Source organism: Candidatus Leptofilum sp., assembly GCF_965223285.1.
Lineage (GTDB): Bacteria > Chloroflexota > Anaerolineae > Promineifilales > Promineifilaceae > Leptofilum.
Window position 1 is genome coordinate 3000539 of the sequence record NZ_OZ244997.1, and the last position, 19018, is coordinate 3019556.

A 19018-nucleotide genomic window follows, 5' to 3' on the forward strand; every position below is an offset into this window, starting at 1 on the left:
AGCACGTGTGGGACACGCTTATGAGTTCATACAATCTCAACCTGTCGGGTTCGCTTAATTTCTTACCGTCTAGCTAGGCAAGTTTTTCTTTTAAATGATGCACCACGTCCCGGAAGGAAACAATCCCTTCGGGGCGATGCTCCTCATCTACCAGCGGCAGGTGGCGGAAGCCATGAACGTGCATTTCGTGCAGTGCCTGGGCAATGGGCAGGTCAGCCGTGAGAGCAATGGGGTCTGGGGTCATGTAATCAGCAATAACGGCCGTATCCATATCCTCTACCAAGCCCACTACCCGGTGCAACAAATCCTTCTCCGTAAAAATGCCCACCAGCTTGTCCTGTGCGTCTGTAACCAACAAGCAGCCAATGCGATGACCATTCATCTGGTGTACCGCCTTGGCCAAAGAGGCTGAAACGTCAATGGTGATAGGTACCTTCGGATTTAAGGTAGACAGCGTATCTGTAATCAGGCGATCCTGAATTGGGGTTGTGGATTTTGGTTCTTGCTCAATTTCATCCACATACGCCTCATCCACTTCAAGCGACAACCGACCCGTCTGCTTAGATTTTACGTCCGGTTTCTCTTTCGCCGTCACCGTCCACAAATCGGCCGATTCATACAGCGTCCGCAGATCGCCCTTGCCCTTTGCGTCTTGCGCGGTGGCAATCTGGTCCATCAACCCCTCGCCGTAGGTACGCTTTTCCACGCGACGGATCACGCCCATCGGGGCTGGGAATTCAGGATGCTCCATGCTGGATAAAATGAAAGCCAACTGGGTTGAAGTTTCATCATGCACCAGCAGATCATCTTCTGTAATGCCGTTGCCCAAATGCACAACCTCTGGCCGGAACCCATTCAGGCGAATGCCTTTGTCAAGGTCCTTACCAAAAACCATCGGCTTACCGTGTTCCAGGTACAAAATGTTCTCATCCCGCACCCGCCGATCATCCAACCCTTCCCACTCAGTTGGGTTGAAGATGACGCAGTTTTGGTAAATCTCCACGAACGAGACGCCATTATGCTGCGAGGCTTCATACAGCACTTCGCCCAGATGTTGGGTGTGGGCGTCAATGGAGCGAGCAATGAAGGTGGCTTCGGCTGCCATGGCCAGGGCAATGGGGTTCAGCGGCTGTTCCAGCGAGCCCATCGGGGACGATTTGGTTTTATGCCCCTGGCGTGAGGTAGGGGAATATTGCCCTTTGGTGAGGCCATAAATGCGGTTATTGAACAGCAAAATGTTCAGATTCACGTTGCGGCGGATGGCATGAATGAGGTGGTTACCACCGATGGACAGCCCATCCCCATCCCCGGTGATGACCCAAACGCTGAGTTCCGGGTTGGAAATGGCCAGCCCAGTGGCTAGCGTGGGCGCACGGCCGTGAATGCTGTGAATGCCGTAGGTATTCATGTAATACGGAAAGCGGCTAGAGCAGCCGATGCCGGAAATAAAGACGATGTTTTCTTTAGGAACGCCGATCTCTGGCAGCGTTTTTTGGACAGAGGCCAGAATGGCGTAATCACCACAGCCAGGACACCAGCGAACGGTTTGGTCTGAAACGAAATCTTTGCGGGTTAATTCAATTGGAATGCTCATAATTTTCTCCAGGCAGAGACGTTGCAGTGCAACGTCTCTACTACGGCAACAGCTCCTCGATTTTGGCAGTAATTTCGCTGATTTTGAACGGCCGTGCGTGCATCTTCGGGTAGGACTGGATGTTCAAGGCAAAACGGCCGCGCAGCAAAAAGGCAAGTTGACCCCCGTTCAGTTCTGGCACGACGATCTGCTTGTAATTGCTCAAAATGTCGCGCAAGTTGCGCGGCAGCGGGTTGAGATACCGTAAATGCACGTGCGCCACGGAACGGCCGTTTGCCAACGCTTTTGTTACGGCAGACCGAACAGCACCAAAGGTGCCACCCCAACTAATCACCAACAAATCGCCATGGCTGGGGCCAAACACCTCTTGCGCTGGCAGGAACTCTGCCAAACGGGCAATCTTCTCAGCACGATCCCGCGTCATGGTTTCGTGGTGTTCTGGGTTGTAGGAAACATTGCCCGTAAGTGGTGCCTTGCTCAACCCGCCAATGCGATGTTCCAAACCACGCGTGCCGGGAATGGCCCACGGCCGTGCCAATGTTTCTTCATCGCGGGCGTAGGGCAGAAACGGTTCATCGCTGCCGTTGTCCTTGGGGGCAGGGTGACTGATCGTAATCGGGGCAATTTCATCCGGGTTTGGCACCGCCCACGGCTCAGAGCTATTGGCCAAGAACCCGTCCGACAAAATCAGGACGGGGGTAGTGGCACGCATGGCGCAGCGAGCGGCTTCTACAGCAATATCGAAGCAATCAGCTGGGCTTTGTGGGGCAAGCACCACAATGGGGCTTTCCCCGTTGCGGCCAAACATGGCCTGCAGCAAGTCCGACTGCTCTGTTTTGGTGGGTAAACCAGTGCTAGGGCCACCCCGCTGCACGTTCACAATTACCATCGGCAGTTCCAGGGCAATGGCTAACCCCATCCCCTCGCTTTTCAGAGCCACGCCGGGGCCGCTGGTGCCAGTTACGGCAAATGCACCGCCAAAAGCTGCCCCAATAATCGAGCCCATTGCCGCAATTTCATCTTCTGCCTGGAAGGTACGCACATCAAAATGGCGCAGCGGTGCCAGTGCGTGCAAGATGTCGCTGGCTGGAGTGATGGGATAAGTGCCGTAAAAAAGCGATTTGCCCATTTTGTAAGCGGCCGTTACCAATCCCATGGCCATTGCCTCATTCCCCGTAACCTTGCGGTAAGTGCCGGGTGCCAGCTCTGCGGGGCGAACCCGATACCGCTGCTGGAAAGTGCGGGTAGTATCGCCAAAAAAGAAGCCTGCTTGCAGGGCTCTAGTATTTGCCTCGACAACGTCAGGCCGCTTGGAAAACTTTTTCTGTACCCATTCCAGGGTGGTTTCCATCGGCCGTTCAAACATCCAAAACACAATGCCCAGGGCAAAGAAGTTTTGCGAACGATCTTTCTCTTTGGTTGAAAGAGATTCTATATCTTTGAGGGCTTCCCGGTTCATGCTGGTTAGCGGCACTTCAATAACTTGGTAGCCAGCGAGTGATTCATCTTCCAGCGGATTGGTTTCATAGCCTGCTTTGCGTAAATTGGTTCTAGTGAATGCATCGGTGTTGACAACGATGGTACCGCCACGCTCGAGTTCGCCGAGGCTGGCTTTGAGGGCGGCGGGGTTCATGGCAACCAGCACCTGCGGCGAATCGCCTGGCGTTAGGATGTCGCTGTTGGAAAAATTGACCTGAAAGCCACTCACGCCTGCCAGTGTGCCAGCAGGGGCGCGGATTTCGGCGGGAAAGTCTGGCATGGTGCTGATGTCGTTGCCAAAAACGGCCGATGTATTGGTAAATTGCGTGCCGGTTAGCTGCATTCCATCCCCGGAATCGCCAGCAAAGCGGACAACTATCGAGTCTAATTCTTTGAATTGGGTTTCTTCACTCATGGTTTCTCCTGAATTCAGTAGGTCAGTGTTCAGTAAGTCAGTGGGTCAGTTAACTGTTTACTGAATACTGTTTACTGTACACCGCTAACCACCTTCCTGCTTACGTGGAAATTGGTCTGGGCGGGGTGGGCGGTTAATAACTTCTACTGGATAGCGGGCGGCCAAAAAGCTAATGACAGCCTGATGGGTCATATTACCCATTATTTTGCCGCTGCGATCAACAACGGGCAGGTTGCGGAACTGTTTGTCATCCATCAACCACAGGGCATCGGCTGCGCTGCTATCTGGGGTAACGGTGATGGGATTGGCGGTCATAATTTCGTCTACGGCCGTATCCAGATTCTCTGGCACAGCCGCAACTTTGGTCAGCACGTCCCGCTCGGTGAGGATGCCTACCAGGCTGCTGCCGCTGGTGATGAGACAAACATTGGTTTTGCTTTGCCGCATTTCTGCCAGAGCGTCGCGTACGGCCGTTCCCCTGGCAATCTGGCAAAATTTTGACAAGTCGAGATGGGACACGCGCTCGCTTATCAATTCTTCTTTTAAACTCATGGGAGCAAACCTCCTGTGAGAGCAACCTTACGATGCTCCAATTAACAAATGCTTTAAGAAATAGTTATCGATTGTTGCTGCTGGGCAGTTCGGGCTGAGTCGGCAACAAATTAAAATGCGCAGAAAGCAGGGTCAATCCTTCATCAAACTCATCAGCAACGATGGCGGCAACAATCCGTTCATGGTAACCCCAAACCTCCAACCAATAGCTGTAAGGCGAGAAGCGGGTTAGTTCGCTGGCCTCGTACGCATCCCAGTAGGCGGCCAACATCCCTTTGACAAAGGGATTATCTAATCGGCTAAAAATGGTGAGGTGAAGCTGGCGATGTTCTTCATTTGGCACGTGGATGGGGTCGCCTTTAAGCCGAGCCCATGCTTTGTTTACCAACTGCTGTAATTTTTGCTTGTCGTCGGGGGTGAGGTTGCGAACGGCCGTATCCCAAAACTTTACTTCGATTGCCTGCCGCAACATGCTGTACTGCTGAAAATTCGCCTCGCCCGTACCCAGGCCAAACAGCACGCCAGCCAGTACCGCCTGAGAAAAGTCGAACGGTTCCCGTACAATGCCAACGCGCGGCCGTACGGAAACCAGCCCCAAATTGCGGGCAATTTCTAGCTGCTCACGCAGTTTGCCCACGCTCACACCCAGCTCTTGCCCAATCTGGTTTAACGTAGGCAAACGCTCTCCGGGAGCCACCTGGCTGTCTACCAGGTACCGCAGGAAGTTCGAGTCTAATTTATTGAGGCGCATGGGGGATACGGCCGTGACTGGTAGGCAAAAATAAGCGGTGAGTAGAAGTGGGTGTGGGTATGTTCATCCAAATGATCCAATAAATCAAATTAATCAGATGTTTGAATATCTTATCATATCCCCCATGCAATATCAATACCTAAAATGGCTCACTTTTGCTACACTTATTTTTGTTTTGGTGGCTGGCGGCTAGTGGCTAGTAGCTCGTACCAAAAACCAGCCGCTAACCACTATATACTAGCCACTTGGGAGATTGTTTTGGCTGTTGAAACCGTTGTTTTTGATTTGGGCGGGACGCTGATTGAGTACGCTGGAGAGTATGATGCGTGGCCGGAGCTGGAGACACCGGGGTTTGCGGCGGCATATGAAGTTTTGGAGGGAAACGGCCGTTCCCTCCCCTCATTTGCCCAGTTCCGCGACGCTGGTTTTGCCCACCTGCCCCGCCTGTGGCAAGCTGCCACGCGCACAGCGGCCAACTTGCAGGTTCATGCCCTGCTCGGCGAAACGCTGACTGGTTTGGGGATAAACAGCTTTAGCAATGGCGACTTGCTAGCAGCAGCGAAAGCATATGGCACGGCGATTCAGCAGCAGGCATTTGTAATTGAGGGGGCGGTTGAGGCGGTTACGGCCGTAAAAGCCGCAGGCTACAAAGTGGGACTGGTCTCTAACACGATGTTCCCCGGCGAAATGCACAAGGCAGACATGGCCCGGTTTGGCTTGCTGGAACAGTTTGATGCAACGGTCTTTTCCGCCGATGTGAACAAGTGGAAGCCGAATGCAGACCCGTTTTTGCACGTGTTAGATGAATTGGAGGTGGGAGCGGAAACGGCCGTTTACATCGGCGACGATCCAGCCAGCGACATGGTTGGGGGTCGCGCCGCCGGAATGCGCACCATCTACTTTCCTTCCAGCCACCGCTTCCACAAGCCCGACGGCGTGGAACCAGATGGCGAAATCCAAAACCTGGCGGAACTGCTGCCGCTCCTGGCCAGCTGGTAAAAAGGTTTCAGGTATGCATGTTTGCAAGTGGGCAAGTTGAATTGAGCAGACACATACTCGCAGACTTGCAGACTTCCCCCCACTTGCTAAACTACCAGCATGGCCAGCGACGAAGAGATTACCCGCGAAAAAGCGAAGGTCTATTTTGAGCAAGCGTACCGCAAGCAGATGGATGGCGAGTTTGGGGATGCCATTGCGCTGTACAAACGCTCCATCGCCACCTACCCTACCGCCGAAGCGTACACTTTCCTCGGCTGGACCTACAGCCAAATTGGGCACACTGAAAAAGCGATTGCCCTCTGCCAGCAAGCCATCGAAACAGACCCCACCTATGGCAATCCGTACAACGACATTGGTGCCTACCTGATTGACCAGGAGAAGTGGGAGGAAGCCATTCCCTGGCTAAAGAAAGCGACCCAAGCCCCCCGCTACGAAACGCGCCAATTTCCGTATATGAATTTAGGCAGAGCGTACCAAAATTTAGGCCAATATGAAACGGCCAAGCAGCATTTTGAGCAAGCCCTGGTTGAAGAACCGTTTTACCTGCCCGCCCACTGGGCGCTTACTGCACTGCTGGCCAAAATGAATTAGCGATTTCCGTGGGAATAAATTCTGTGAATAAGAATTTGTGGCAGGCCATATTGCTTTTTGCTGGTCTTCTCTTATTTTATCTATTCTTTGTAGTTTTGGATGTTCGATCGGGATATAGCGGTCTTGGCGAGGCAATTTGTTGTAACATTTTCTTCATTTTTGGCGGCGCGCTATGGTATGTACTTGTTGAATCGAAAGATTCAAAATAACGGCACTATAGCTTCTCTTATTCAATACCCACACTGAAAATATTCCCCTCATCTAAAATGAGCACCGACTCGCTTGGGACGTCCCAGGTGAGCAGTTGGGCGGTGTCTGGAATGGGCAAGACGGCCGTTAAGCTAACGTCTCCAGTTTGGGGATCGAGGGTGAAGACGGCCGTATTCGCACTTTCCGGGTTGCCTGGCCCCATCGGTGGGCATTCACCGACAGAGAGCAAAATCTGGTTGGCAGCAAACAAGGTTGGCGCACCCACGCAGCGCACAAAATCTGGATTCGTAACTGGTTCTTCGGCAAAGAAAGTTTTGAAGGTAGACACGGGCAAGAAATGGCTGAAGCTGCCATCAACGGCGGCCCAGATGTAGCCAGTTTCAAATGGGTTTTCGGTGCGATCGTCGTTGGCGGTGGCGAAGAGGAAAACCTGGCTGCTGTCTGGCGTCCAGTGGGGCTTCCAGTACGGGCCAGAGCCACCATAGCCTGCCCGATCTAGGATGGAAATTTGCGTCTCGATGCCAGTTTCAATTTCGACCACGTACAGGCCAGGCGGGGTGCCGTCTACCTCATACCACGATTCGCGGGTGAAGGCGACAAAACGTCCGTCTGGCGAAACTCTAAGCGAATGCGGCACATCTACGGCCAACAAGCGATCCTCGCCGTTGGCCGTGCGCCAGCGCAGCTCATAGGTTTCTGGCGTGGCCAAAATGTAGGCAAAATCTAGCCCGTTGGGCGCCCAGCCCGCCGACACAACGTTGTCGGCCACAATTTCTACTTCCTCCGTGGCTACGTTCACAATGAAAAGCTGGCCCATTGCCAGATTACCCGGCCCACCTCCACCCGTAAACTGCCAGGCGATGAGTCGATCTGTGGCCACCGCGTAATCGGAATCCACCGGGTCGGTACCCAGGGCGTAACCCAGTTCCTCTACGTAAAGGCCGGGTGAGTAAGGGATGCGCTCCAGCCGCCAGCCGTCTCCCTGGCGCACCAGCCCGGTCAGGATAGGGCTGGCACCCTCTTGTTCGGCAAAGGGCAGAAAGCGGTCAAAGCGGGCAAGGGTGTCGGGGACGGCCGTTGCGGACAAAGGCGTCACTGTTGGCGATGGCAACGGTGTCAGCGACGGGCTTGGTTGCGGCAAGGGAAATTTGGTTGGTTGGGCAACGGTCGCTTCGACTCCGCTTAGTGCAGTTGCTATCACAGTCGGTCGGCTAGCAATTTCAGGTTCGGGTTCAACGGCCGTTGGCGCACAGGCCACCAAAAAAAACAATCCAATTAACGCAAAAGATTTCAATTTCATCCTCACATCCATCATACCGTACCGTGCGGTAGGGGCGAGGCGTTTGGCCACGATCTCCTTAATAACAAACCATTTTCCTCACCAAACGCCTCGCCCAATGGTTCCAATTACCAAATATTTTGCCAACCGAAAACGATTATTCATGTGGGTTTTGGGCGAGGCAGCGCGGGCATGGTTATGCTGCTGGGAAATGTTGAATCCGCGCTGCCTCGCCCCTACGAGATCATTCTGAAAATTCAATCACAATTTGGTCGCTGGCGGAGCGGCCCCAGACGGCCGCATCGTACATTGCGTACACCTCAGTGGGCATGGCGGTGAAGCTGCCTCCCTGGGTGGCGCGAGCAAAGTAGGTGATGGTCCGGGGACGGCCGTCCATCTCTGTGATGAAGAAGCTGACCCGGTCACCGCGAATCTCTTTGTAGTTATAACCCAGGTCCTGCCAATAGAAGCGAGGGCTGCTGTACGCATCTGCGACGTGGCTGGTGGTCGCCAGCCCTTCGTTGAGCGCTTCTAGCCCGCCCGGTAGCTGGTCTTCAATGATGATGTAGCTGCCCTGGTTTGGTAAATCAACCGTCAGGCGGATTTGTACAAGCTGTCCCGGCTGGATTGTCTCCAGCAGTTCGCCCGTTTCCGCGTCGAGGTAGGTGCGGGTGATCTGTACATTGCCAGCCGCTTCAATCTGTTCACGGGGGAGGAGCATACGGCCGTTCAGCACAAAGTAGAGCCGCCCACCACCGTTTTGAGTCAGCACAATCTCGTTTTCGCCAACCTGCAGATCGTCCATGGGAATCGTGAGGGAAACGGCCGGTGCGCCGCGCCCCAGCGTGCCGCTGGCAACAGTTTCGCCGTTGACCTGCACCGTGTAGCCTGTGTTGGCGGCCGCTTCGTTAAAGCTGGTCGCCAGCAGGTGGTCGGTAAGCCCCAGGATGGCAAAGGAGGTTTCGTTGGTGCTGCCCCAGCCGTGGCTGCGTCGTTGGCTCATCAGCCAGCGCACCATGCCGGGAACCAGCTCACTGCTGGGCTGAATCTGGCTGTAGGCGCTTAACGCCAGGGCGGTGGTGCGAATGTCGGAGGCCATCACTTTGTTGTTGTAGTAGCCATCGCTGGATGAGCCTTCCCAATAGATATCGGTGTCATCGGAAACGGCCGTTTCGCCTAATTCTGCCAACACCTCAGCCGCCAATTCGGCTTCGCCGATTTCGTGCAGCGTCAGCGCCAGGGCAGCCAAACTAAATTCATCCCCGTCGAAATCTTCCCGATTTTGATACAGGGCAAGCGTGGCTTCTTCATTTGGTAAGTCAGCCAGGGCCATTGCATACTGGGCAAAGGCACGGGTGCGCGGATCCATCCCCGCCCGATGTTCGTTAAGCCAGGTAACCCCGCGCTCAATCACGCCCGGATCAATTTCGTAGCCAGCGTCGGCAACCTGCGCCAGACCAAAGATGACCCAGGCGGTTTGGTAAGCGTCGGTGCTGTCATCGTACCACCAGCCCCAGCCGCCGTCATTGTGCTGGAAGCCGTACAGCCGCTGAATGCTGGCGTTGATCTGCCCCGGTAGCTCTGCTTGCAGAGTGGGGTTGGTCACGCCAAGCTGGTTTAGGGCGCGACCCACGACAGCGTTGGGCAAAGCTTTGCTCATCGTTTGCTCCACGCAGCCGTACGGGTAGCCAGTGAGATATTGCAACCCTTCCAGCAGGCTGCCCGCAATGGAGCGGCTCAGTTGCAGCTCCACCTGGCTCATCGGCAGGGCATCGGCTGGTACGGTGACGGCCGTTTCATAGTTTCCGGTAAATTGCCCCACCTCAGTGGTAACGTCCGGCACGGCCAGCGGCTGGATGGTGAGGGGCAGCAAGATGGCGTCTGAGGGGCCATTTTCGCGGGTGGAAACGGCCGTAATTACCACCTCCACTTCGCCTGCCTCAACGGCTGCCACAGGCCAACCCACAATTTGCTGCTGCCCCGGCTCGATGGTGACGGTTTGCACCGCCTCCCCCCCAATCTCCAATCTCTGGTCTCCAATCTCCAAAGTTACCTGCAAAGATTGGGGTTCATCGCTGTAGTTATGGACGATTGCCGACAAAGCCATCGTATCCCCAGCGGTGAGGATGCGCGGCAGCAACGGCCGTATAATTACATCTTGCTTGGTAATGACGTTGGCGATGGCTTCGCCCACCTGCGTGTCCGCCGTGGTGGCCTTGGCGGTGGCGCGCCAGCTTGTCAGGCTGTCTGGCAGGGTCACGGTGACGCTCACTTCGCCGTTGAAGTCGGTGTACAAGACAGGTTCCCAAACGGCCGTGTCCGGGAAATCCTGACGCGGGCCACCTGTAGACGGCCCCCCATCACCACCGCCACCCATGCCGCCTTCCCACAGGTAGCGGGTTGGGTATAAGCCGTTGAAAGTACGCACGGTGCTGCTCCGTTCATAGTAAAAATCGTCATACATCGGGCCGTTTAGCTCCGGGCTAAGGGCAAAGATCGCCTCATCTACCAGTGCCAGCGACACCTCAGCCGAAACCGGCTCGCCGCGATAGTTGGTGACGCGCACGGTGAAGGTCGCTTCCTCACCGGGAGCGTACTCTGGCTTATCGGGCGTAATCGTCACGTTGAGCCGTTTGGTGAAGGCCGGCACGGATAGGTTAACATAACTCGTCAGCAGGCGACTGTCCGGCAGATTGGTGCTCGTGTGGGCATCAAGCTCGGTTTCTTGCTCTTGCCAGGCGTTGATAGCCACGTACACATTGGGCGCGTCGCCCTCTTCAATAGTGAGCGGAATCATGGTGACGGGTGCGGTGAGCTCAACTAGCTCCTGACGGCGAATGGAGCCGCGCTCCACGGTGAGCAGCGCGAGGCCGCTAAAGGTGGATTCCACCAGCAGTTGGGCCACGTCTCCAGGGCGGTACTCTGGCTGGTCTGCTTCGATATTTAGATTGCCACTTTCGCTGCCGTACCAGCTTGAGTAGAAGCTGCTGAAGGCGTAGACCCAGGTATTGTAGTGCATGGACTTACCCTGGCTGTCGGTGCCAGCGAGGCGAAGTTGGTAGTAACCCGGTTCTTCGATGGTGAAGTTGAGGCTGGCACGGCCGTTTTCATCGGTGGTCAGTTCAGCCGTTTGCACGACAGTGCTGTATTCGTAGCTGCTGCGGTTCCAGCGGCGCAGGGTAAGCTCTAGTTGGCGATTGGCCACTGGCTCACCAAAGATGGTTTGCACGGCGGCGCTGATGCTGAATGGAACGCCTGGTTCCTGCACATAGCCGCCTGCGTCCACGCTAAGGTATTCAGTCGCGTCGTAGATGGTGATGATGGCGTGACCACTGACGGTTTGGCGGCTGCCGTCGTCTACGGTGGCTTCCAGTCCCCACTGAATCTGCCCCAGGCTGCTCTGCCAATCTTGCTGATTAAAATACAGCAAATCGTCGCGGAGGGGGAAGATGAAGGTGGCACGGCCGTTTTCATCGGTGGTGCGGGTCATGGCACTGTCTCCGTACAGCTCGAACCAGGTGTAGAGGCTGGGCGTGTACCAATCCTCCTCCACCCGGAAGCGGTTCAGGGTAACTTCTGCATTCACGACTGGTTCGCCAAAGAAGTAGGCGGTGTCTACGGTTACCTGAACCGAATCGCCCTGCACGTAAATGGCGGAATCGGTAGTCACGGTCACTTCATAGTCCGGCTTGCGGTAATCTTCTACCTTGAAGATTTGGCTGTGCGATGTGCCGTTGAGCGTGGCTTCCACGGAGTAGACGCCCAACGAGGCGCCTTCGGCAATTTGGAAGCTGCCGTTGACGCTGCCAAAGCTGTTGGTAGTAAGCTCTTGGGTTTGCACCACGTTGTTGCGGGAATCACGAATGCGAATGGTTACGGCCGTTCCTTCCGGCGGTACAGAAAGCAGGGCATCATCATCCAGGCGCAGAATCGCTTTGAAGTAGACGATTTGGCCTGGTTTGTAGATCGGCCGTTCGGTGAAGACAAAGGCGGCGGATTGGGCCTCCTGCGGGCGGCGGGATTGCCAGTCGTAAAAGCCGCCGCTGCTTTGCCACTCGGCTGAGAGTCCGGTGAGCGTCACGTCGTTACCCACTTGGGCTGCCACGATGAGCGGCTCGGTGGCGGGCGGGCCGGCCTCTTCAAAGGTAAGCAGCTCTGTTTCAAAGAGGCCATCGGCGTTGGTTTGTCCGTTGGCCAGGATGCTGCCGCTGCGGGCGTAGATGGTGACGGCCGTATTGGGCAAAGGCGCGTCGTTGATGTCGGTGACCCAAACCAGCAGTTGCTCATCGGCCTGCTTCACAGAAACCACATTCTCTGTCACGATGAGGATGAGCTGATCATTCACGTTGCCCGCGATGAGGTTGAGGATGTAAAGTCCGGGCGACACATCTTCTGGCAGGATCGTTTCCTGAACGTTGGCCCATTCTTGCAGCGGATCGGTGCTGCTCATTTGCCAGGCGGCTACCAGCTCGGTGCCATCCAAATCAATGTGGGTATCGTCTTGGTCGCGCCAAATCCAGCCATGAAAACCGGAGTCGTATCGGTCTAAAAATTGGGGCATGGTGAGCCGATACAGTTCAAAATCAAACTGTAGCTCGCTGCGGCGGAACGCCTGGAACTGAATGGCGCGACGGCCGTTCACGTCCAAAACCTGTGCGTTGGGGCCATAGCCAAAGTTAGCCACATCTTCCAGCTCTTTAGTGCGGAACTCCCAACTGTAGGCGGCGTTCATGATTTGCTCGCCGTCGGCACTCAGGGCTGTGCCGGCAATGGTGACGGTGTAGCTGCTGTTTTCGGCCAGATAGCCTTCTTCCGGGGCAAAGATGAGGGTGGTTTCTTCCCAGCGGAAGCTGCCGCTGGTAGCGGGTTCAATTTGGAAGGCCGCTTCGGTGCTGGCGGCATCCATCAGCCGATCGAACAGAATTTTAACAGTGTCGGCCGGGTGGTTGCCGCTGCCGCGCGGCGTGGCCGAGAGGATGACGGGCGGCGTGGTGAATTCAACTACTTCCGGTGCAGGCATATCAAAGCCAGCGGCGTCACGCAGGTCAGCATCAAAGCGAATGGCGTAGGTGGTGTCGGCGGGGAGTTGGCTGTTGGGCGTTAGCTCCAGGCGGGTGTACTCGTCGTTCCAGGCGAGCTTGCCGCTGACGGCTGGCTCGATTTTGAGGGCACTGCTGACGCTGGCGCGGTTCATAGGGTAGTTGAACTGGATGGCAATAGGTGCCAGATGATCGGCAGCGGTTGGCCAGGTGATTCTATCTACTGGCTCGGCCAAGGTTGCTGTCCAGACGTAAGATTGTGCCAGGCGACGGCCGTCCGTGTCGGCGGCGCTGTTGGCAATCCTGAAACTGTATTCGGTGTCAAAATCCAGCGGCTCGGTGAGCCTCAGGGTAAGAATATTGCTGCTCCAGGCGAGTTCGTAAGGTACAGCCGGACTGATTTGGATCGCCTCGGCCACAGAATCGCGGTTCATGGCGCGAATGAAGGTGAGATCGAAGCTGGGCTGCCGCTCGGTGAGGGTGAGGCTGTTGGGCGTGCGGCTGGTAATGCGGGGGCTGTATTGGGTGTGGAGTTGGAAGGAGACGGCCGTTGGCTTCAGGCCCGTTTCGCTTTCCAAACGAGAATCCAATTCCACCTGGTACTGCCGATTGCTGCTGAAAGCGGTGTCTGGCGTGAAGAACAGCATGGTGTGGTCGGCACTCCAACGATATTCACCACGCACGGACGGGGAGAAGTGGATCGGACGGGGCACGCTGATCACCATCGGTTGATTGAAGCGAATCACGAGCCGTTCATAGGGCGGAAAATCGTCTAGATCGTGGTCGCCTACCAGTTCCCAGGCCAAATGGTCGGGCAATTCGGCAGGCGCAACGGCCGTAGGTTCAGCTTCGTCTATAGTGACGGTTTCGCTGCGATTGTTGGTAGAAACGGCCGTCATCGTGGGGGGAGTAGATTGTTCCCCCTGGCAAGCGGCCAAAATGGTGAAAATAGCAAAACAAATAAGCAAAAAGCGCAAGCGTTGGTTCATGTTATACCCCCTGAAAGGCAGTAATCAGTATTCGGTAATCGGTAATCAGTCACTGATTACTGGACACTGATTACGGATTACCGTTAATGGATAGGATACGCTTTTGCCTGTATGGGCTGCACAACGCTGGGGCGTTGCTTGGCTGACGGGATGCCGACGACAATGGTTAATGGTTATTTGTAAATGGTTAATGGTTGGAGGAACGGCCGTTTCCCATCACGCTAACTCCCAAGTCAACACACGATCATCTTGCCAAATGATTTACTTGTTGACTATACTCAGCAGATCGAAACGAGGAGTTCGCATCTGAGGATACGAACCGGGTATCTGAGGATACCCGCCCCTCCATTCCGAAGTACTGATACTATCTCAGATTATTTGGATAAGGAATCGCGTTTGGAGAGTCACTATATTTTCAAGAAAAGAAAGCTCTCAACAGTAGGAAAAACAATGAACACAACACCCCCAAATGGCTCAAAAATATCGACTCAATTTACTGATGGCTATCAAACCATCATTGTTCCCCATAAAAAAGTGGGAGCTTTCCGCTATTTTATTGGCGCATTTCTTATATTTTGGCTGGGTGGATGGGCGCTTGCATTGGTAACGACCGTAACACAGCTACTTAGATCACCGGAGCCATTTTTGCTTATTTGGCTGGGGGGCTGGACGCTTGGCGGTGCATTTGCATTCTACATGGTGTATCGTCTGTTCAGGAAACCCATTCCAGAAGCACTTCACCTAAACCTCCCCAATCTGACTTTCGATACAGGGGTACCGCCACTCGACCTCAAGTTTGGTACACGCTACTCCATGGAATATTGGAAATCAATGTTTCATCGCCGCAAAAAAATTGAGTTTATGCCTATTGAGCTAAAAAGCCTGCGCCTGCGGGAGACTGATAGTGGCAACCGCCTCACTATCGATCGCGGTGCTGACCGCATTGACATAGCTACCCGAGCCACAGAGGTTGAACGGGAATGGCTGTACAGCACTCTCAAGGACGTCTCTAAAGGAAGGAAATGATGAGTGAAAACGACGAATCAAAGCTGCGCCAGTTTGATTTTTGGCTGGGCGAATGGGATTTAACTTGGGGGGACAATGGGCGAGGTACGAATTTGATTACGGCCGTTCTCGACAATCGCGTCATTCAGGAACAGTTCGATGGCACGCCATCCACGCCACTGCAAGGGTTGAGCGTTTCCACTTACAACACGCAGCTAGGCAAGTGGCAGCAAACGTGGGTGGATAATTCCGGCAGCTACCTCGATTTTGTGGGCGAATTTGCGGATGGCAAGATGGTTTTGTCCCGCGAGGCCATGCTGGAGGGCAAACCCATCTTACAGCGCATGGTCTGGTACAACATTACTGAGCAAGCGCTGGATTGGAACTGGGAACGCTCCGAAGACGGCGGCCAGACGTGGCAAATCATGTGGCAAATTCGCTACCAGCGGAAAGTGGAGTGATGTGGGGTTGGAACGGCCGTAAAATCCCCTATTGCCTTTGCTCACTAAACAATGTATCATCTTTGTATATACATTTGATGAGGTGAGATATGCAAACACAGGTGAAAAAATGGGGCAACAGCCTTGCATTGCGGATTCCAAAACCGTTGGCAGAGCAGTTAGCCATCAAAACCGACACAGAGGTTGAAATTGTGGTTGAGGATGGGCAGTTGCTGATACGGCCGTTACCTGAACCCGCCCTAACGCTCGAAGAATTGCTGGCTCAAATTACGGACGAAAACCTTCACAATGAAGTTGAAACGGGAACGGCCGTTGGCAGTGAGGTTTGGTAATGGCATATGTTCCCAATCAAGGCGATTTGATCTGGCTAACGTTTAATCCACAGGCAGGACATGAACAGGCAGGGCGACGCCCTGCCCTTGTTTTATCGCCAGCCAGCTACAACAGAAAGGTGGGACTAGCCATTTTATGCCCCATCACCAATCAGCAAAAAGGGTACCCGTTTGAAGTCAAGATTCCGGCCGATTTAGGGGTAACTGGCGTGATTTTGGCGGATCAGGTTAAAAGCATGGATTGGCGGGTACGGCAAGCTGAGTACATTGACCAATTACCAGCACGAATTCACAAGCAGGTTTTGGCAAGGCTCTCAGTTTTGCTGGAAGTTCAAGGGTAAGGTCAATCAGTCGTTCCACCCAACTTATGCTAAAATTCAAGCGTTCTAGATTGTGTAGCAAGCGGTACGGCGGGATGCCGACCACGGCTGGGTGAGGTTTCGCGCTGGCCAAAGACCTTGCCAGAGCAGGAAGAATCCTTCATCATTAGGCAACGAACTTACGAGAATCTCACATGAGACTTAGACTTGCTTACACGTTAATCTTCCTAACAAAACCTTCATCGAGGCTGAATATACCCTTGGAAATTCAGCTTCGAGAAAGGCTGTTCCGGATTGAGGAATATGATGAGGAAAGACTTCGAGCGTCGGCGCACGTGGAATGCAATGTTGATACGGATAAGTTGAAGCTTCGGGTTGGTGAGTTGCCCATTGATGGTGGAGAACCTAATCAGGGGGTAGAGATAAATGAGCGAGGAGAATTGAGCCATTTTTTCACGGTTATGGTCAATATTCTTTCCTTCCTAATTGACGTTCCGATTCGATTTTCTCATAGAATAGGCAATGATCAACTTATCGTCGAGACTGAAGAGGATCGGCAGAAGTTAGATTTACTCGGAACCTCTCGGATTTATCAACGCATGTCAGTTTCGTTAAGTTTGCGTTCTGTGTCTTTATCGACCATGGTCGATGATGCACTAGAAAAACTTTATCAACGGGGACTCGGTGTTGCTCTATACAGGCAAGCCTTATTGTTGCAAGAACCGATAGGTGTCTATAGAGAGTTTTGGAAGGTTCTTGAATCAGCATTTGGGGCAAAAGATCGTAGACTTATCCAACTGTTGTCCAAATACAAACCAGCATCCAATATTGGTTTTAGCGAAGAGGAGCTTAGGGGATTATTAATCCTTCGCGGGAGGGCAAGTCATGCTGAGAGCAAGAAAGGCGTGCATGAATTTCATGACACTAATAGCCAGATTTCAGAGGCACTTCCCAGGCTGAAAAGTCTAGTTGAGCAAGTAATAGTAACCAAAAAGACTTGGGGGACGCCAACATTGGAAACCGATAGAGTCGCAGAATTGGTCGGATACACAAATGAAGATGGAACTCCGATTCTCTATCAAAGTTCCCGCCAATGATAACTTTAATTGGTCAATCGGTTCTCTGGGTTTTCTGCCCTGACTTTATGCTCAAAGCTTATAGATCACTAGATCACCACGGCCGATATTCCAGCGATTGGTGGCGGAAGTAGGTGGTGTACAGTTCGGCGTAGTGGCCGTTTTGGGCCAGCAGCGCGTCGTGGTTGCCTTCCTCGATGATCTGCCCGTCGCGTAGGACGATGATGCGGTCGGCGGCGCGCACGGTGGAGAGGCGGTGGGCGATGATGATGCTGGTGCGATTTTGCAGGACGGTGGCCAGGGCGTCCTGCACCTGCGCTTCCGTGAGCGGATCGATGCTGGCGGTGGCTTCATCCAGCAGCAGGATGGCCGGATTTTGCAGCAGCACCCGCGCCAAAGCCACCAACTGTCGCTGCCCCAGCGAGAGCCGCGCTCCCCGCTCCCCCACGTCCGTTTGAAGGCCATTGGGTAAATCTTCCAACCAACTGCCGTCGCCTAGCTGCCGTGCGGCCGTTTCCACTTCAACATCGCTCGCATTAGGACGGCCGTACTTCACATTCTCCGCCACCGTTCCCGAAAACAGGAAGGGGGCTTGCGGCACCAGCCCCAGTTGGCGGCGGTACTGGCTGAGATCGAGGCTGCGGATGGAACGGCCGTCTACCAACACATCACCCCCCTGATACTCATAAAACCGCATCAGCACCTTCACCAGGCTCGATTTGCCCGCGCCCGTGTGCCCCACAATCGCCAACGTTTGCCCCGCCGGGATGTTTAGCGAAAAATCTTGCAGCACCGTGCTGCGTCCAGTGCTGTAATTAAACGTCACCTTGTCGAAAGCAATGTCGCCCCGCAGCTGCTCTATCGGATCATTTGCTTTCTGAATCACCAGTGGCTCATCGTCAATCAGGGCAAAGACCCGCTCGCTGGCCGCCAATCCCTGCTGAAACTGGCTCCAAAACGACGCCAAACTGGTAATTGGGTAAAAGAAAATCGTTAGTCCCTGCACAAACAAATACCATTCTCCCACGGAAATATCTTGCTGGATCGCCATCAGCCCACCCACATAAATAATGACCGAGACGGCAATCCCGGAGACGGTGTTGAGCAGGGGGAAGATGCTGCCAAAGACGGCCACGCGGTTTAGCTGCACGCGATACGCCAGCTCATTTACCTCTTGAAAATCGTCATAAATGGCCGCCTCTTGCCGGAAGTTTTTGGCGACGCCAATGCCGCTAATCGTCTCCTGAATGGTGGCGTTGACAGTGGCCAACGCGCGCTGCGCCTGCTGCATCGCGTTCCGCGCCAGCCGCCGGAAAACGAGTGCAATCGTCACCACAATGGGCCCCACAGTGAAGGTGATAAGCGCCAGCCGCGTGTTTTGCGTCGCCAAAACGAGGCCAATCACCAAAACCAGCACAATTTGGCTCAGCAAATCAATCGTTAGGGTGACGACGGTAGCAAAATCTTGCGTGTCAGACGTGACGCGGCTGACGATGCGCCCAGAGGCGAACTGGTCGTAAAAGGACAAATCGCGGCGCATGACGGCCCGAAATGCATCTTCGCGCAGCGCCAGCACCACTTCACCTACGGCGCGCGCCGAAAACCAGAGGCTAACAAAGTTGAAGCCCCAGCTCAACGCACCCATCACGGTAACAACGGCCGCCAGCGTCAGTAAAAGCTGTAGCTGCGGATTGGCCGCCAGCGTATCAATCCCGCGCGAGATGATGATCGGCGTCGCCGTCGCCAAAATGGAGATGAGTGACACCATCGCTGCCACCAGCAGCACCTTGCCGATGTGCGGACGAAAATAGCCCACAATCCGCCGTACCAGCTCTCGGTCACTGTAGCTGCGGTCGTATTCTTCTGGGTTTAAGCCGCCGGTGATACCCATGTTTGCCTCGTTTTTCTGTTTGAAAAATTTTTGAC

The 19018-nt window shown here is 54.3% G+C and carries 14 protein-coding genes and 1 pseudogene; 7 read left to right on the forward strand and 8 right to left on the reverse strand.

Going from position 1 to position 19018, the window contains the following annotated elements:
- Window positions 1-73: 73 nt before the first annotated feature.
- From ACOQPU_RS13610 to ACOQPU_RS13630, 5 genes and pseudogenes are all read right to left on the reverse strand, one after another.
- Window positions 74-595, reverse strand: a complete 522-nt coding sequence (locus tag ACOQPU_RS13610; RefSeq protein WP_420645838.1) for a cyclic nucleotide-binding/CBS domain-containing protein — start codon at window positions 593-595, stop codon at window positions 74-76.
- Window positions 593-1594: pseudogene (locus ACOQPU_RS13615) on the reverse strand (2-oxoacid:ferredoxin oxidoreductase subunit beta); the annotation flags it as partial. The pseudogene ACOQPU_RS13615 and the gene ACOQPU_RS13610, both read right to left, overlap by 3 nt.
- A 40-nt stretch (window positions 1595-1634) precedes the next feature.
- On the reverse strand, window positions 1635-3488 hold the full coding sequence (locus ACOQPU_RS13620; protein ID WP_420645639.1) for a 2-oxoacid:acceptor oxidoreductase subunit alpha: 1854 nt from the start codon (window positions 3486-3488) through the stop codon (window positions 1635-1637).
- Window positions 3489-3572: 84 nt separating this feature from the next.
- Window positions 3573-4040 carry a CBS domain-containing protein gene (locus tag ACOQPU_RS13625; protein WP_420645640.1) on the reverse strand — a complete coding sequence of 156 codons (468 nt, stop codon included), beginning with the start codon at window positions 4038-4040 and terminating at the stop codon, window positions 3573-3575.
- A gap of 64 nt (window positions 4041-4104) precedes the next feature.
- The gene (locus ACOQPU_RS13630; RefSeq protein ID WP_420645641.1) at window positions 4105-4791 is read right to left on the reverse strand and encodes a FadR/GntR family transcriptional regulator; all 687 of its coding nucleotides are present in this window, start codon (window positions 4789-4791) and stop codon (window positions 4105-4107) included.
- Window positions 4792-5049: 258 nt separating this feature from the next.
- Between ACOQPU_RS13630 and ACOQPU_RS13635 the strand changes: the two genes are divergently transcribed.
- Window positions 5050-5790: an HAD family hydrolase gene (locus ACOQPU_RS13635; RefSeq protein ID WP_420645642.1), complete on the forward strand. Its 741-nt coding sequence runs from the start codon at window positions 5050-5052 to the stop codon at window positions 5788-5790.
- A 99-nt stretch (window positions 5791-5889) separates the two neighbouring features.
- Window positions 5890-6381, forward strand: coding sequence for a tetratricopeptide repeat protein (locus tag ACOQPU_RS13640; protein WP_420645643.1), 492 nt, complete (start codon window positions 5890-5892; stop codon window positions 6379-6381).
- 226 nt (window positions 6382-6607) lie between these two features.
- Here ACOQPU_RS13640 and ACOQPU_RS13645 read toward each other — a convergent pair whose 3' ends face one another.
- Together ACOQPU_RS13645 and ACOQPU_RS13650 are read right to left on the reverse strand one after the other, a co-directional pair.
- Window positions 6608-7891, reverse strand: a complete 1284-nt coding sequence (locus ACOQPU_RS13645) for a hypothetical protein (RefSeq protein ID WP_420645644.1) — start codon at window positions 7889-7891, stop codon at window positions 6608-6610.
- A 223-nt stretch (window positions 7892-8114) separates the two neighbouring features.
- The gene (locus ACOQPU_RS13650; RefSeq protein WP_420645645.1) at window positions 8115-13898 is read right to left on the reverse strand and encodes an Ig-like domain-containing protein; all 5784 of its coding nucleotides are present in this window, start codon (window positions 13896-13898) and stop codon (window positions 8115-8117) included.
- A 450-nt stretch (window positions 13899-14348) separates the two neighbouring features.
- On the opposite strand from ACOQPU_RS13650, the gene ACOQPU_RS13655 reads away from it, so the two are divergent.
- From ACOQPU_RS13655 to ACOQPU_RS13675, 5 genes are all read left to right on the forward strand, one after another.
- The gene (locus ACOQPU_RS13655) at window positions 14349-14924 is read left to right on the forward strand and encodes a hypothetical protein (RefSeq protein ID WP_420645646.1); all 576 of its coding nucleotides are present in this window, start codon (window positions 14349-14351) and stop codon (window positions 14922-14924) included.
- Window positions 14921-15364, forward strand: coding sequence for a hypothetical protein (locus ACOQPU_RS13660; RefSeq protein WP_420645647.1), 444 nt, complete (start codon window positions 14921-14923; stop codon window positions 15362-15364). Before ACOQPU_RS13655 ends, ACOQPU_RS13660 begins: the two co-directional genes overlap by 4 nt.
- Window positions 15365-15453: 89 nt before the next feature.
- On the forward strand, window positions 15454-15696 hold the full coding sequence (locus ACOQPU_RS13665; protein WP_420645648.1) for an AbrB/MazE/SpoVT family DNA-binding domain-containing protein: 243 nt from the start codon (window positions 15454-15456) through the stop codon (window positions 15694-15696).
- On the forward strand, window positions 15696-16037 hold the full coding sequence (mazF, locus tag ACOQPU_RS13670) for an endoribonuclease MazF (protein ID WP_420645649.1): 342 nt from the start codon (window positions 15696-15698) through the stop codon (window positions 16035-16037). Before ACOQPU_RS13665 ends, mazF begins: the two co-directional genes overlap by 1 nt.
- 239 nt (window positions 16038-16276) lie before the next feature.
- Complete coding sequence (locus tag ACOQPU_RS13675) at window positions 16277-17113, forward strand: hypothetical protein (RefSeq protein WP_420645650.1); 837 nt, start codon at window positions 16277-16279, stop codon at window positions 17111-17113.
- Between the two features lie 73 nt (window positions 17114-17186).
- On the opposite strand, the gene ACOQPU_RS13680 is transcribed toward ACOQPU_RS13675, so the two are convergent.
- Window positions 17187-18983, reverse strand: coding sequence for an ABC transporter ATP-binding protein (locus ACOQPU_RS13680; protein WP_420645651.1), 1797 nt, complete (start codon window positions 18981-18983; stop codon window positions 17187-17189).
- Window positions 18984-19018: the final 35 nt, after the last annotated feature.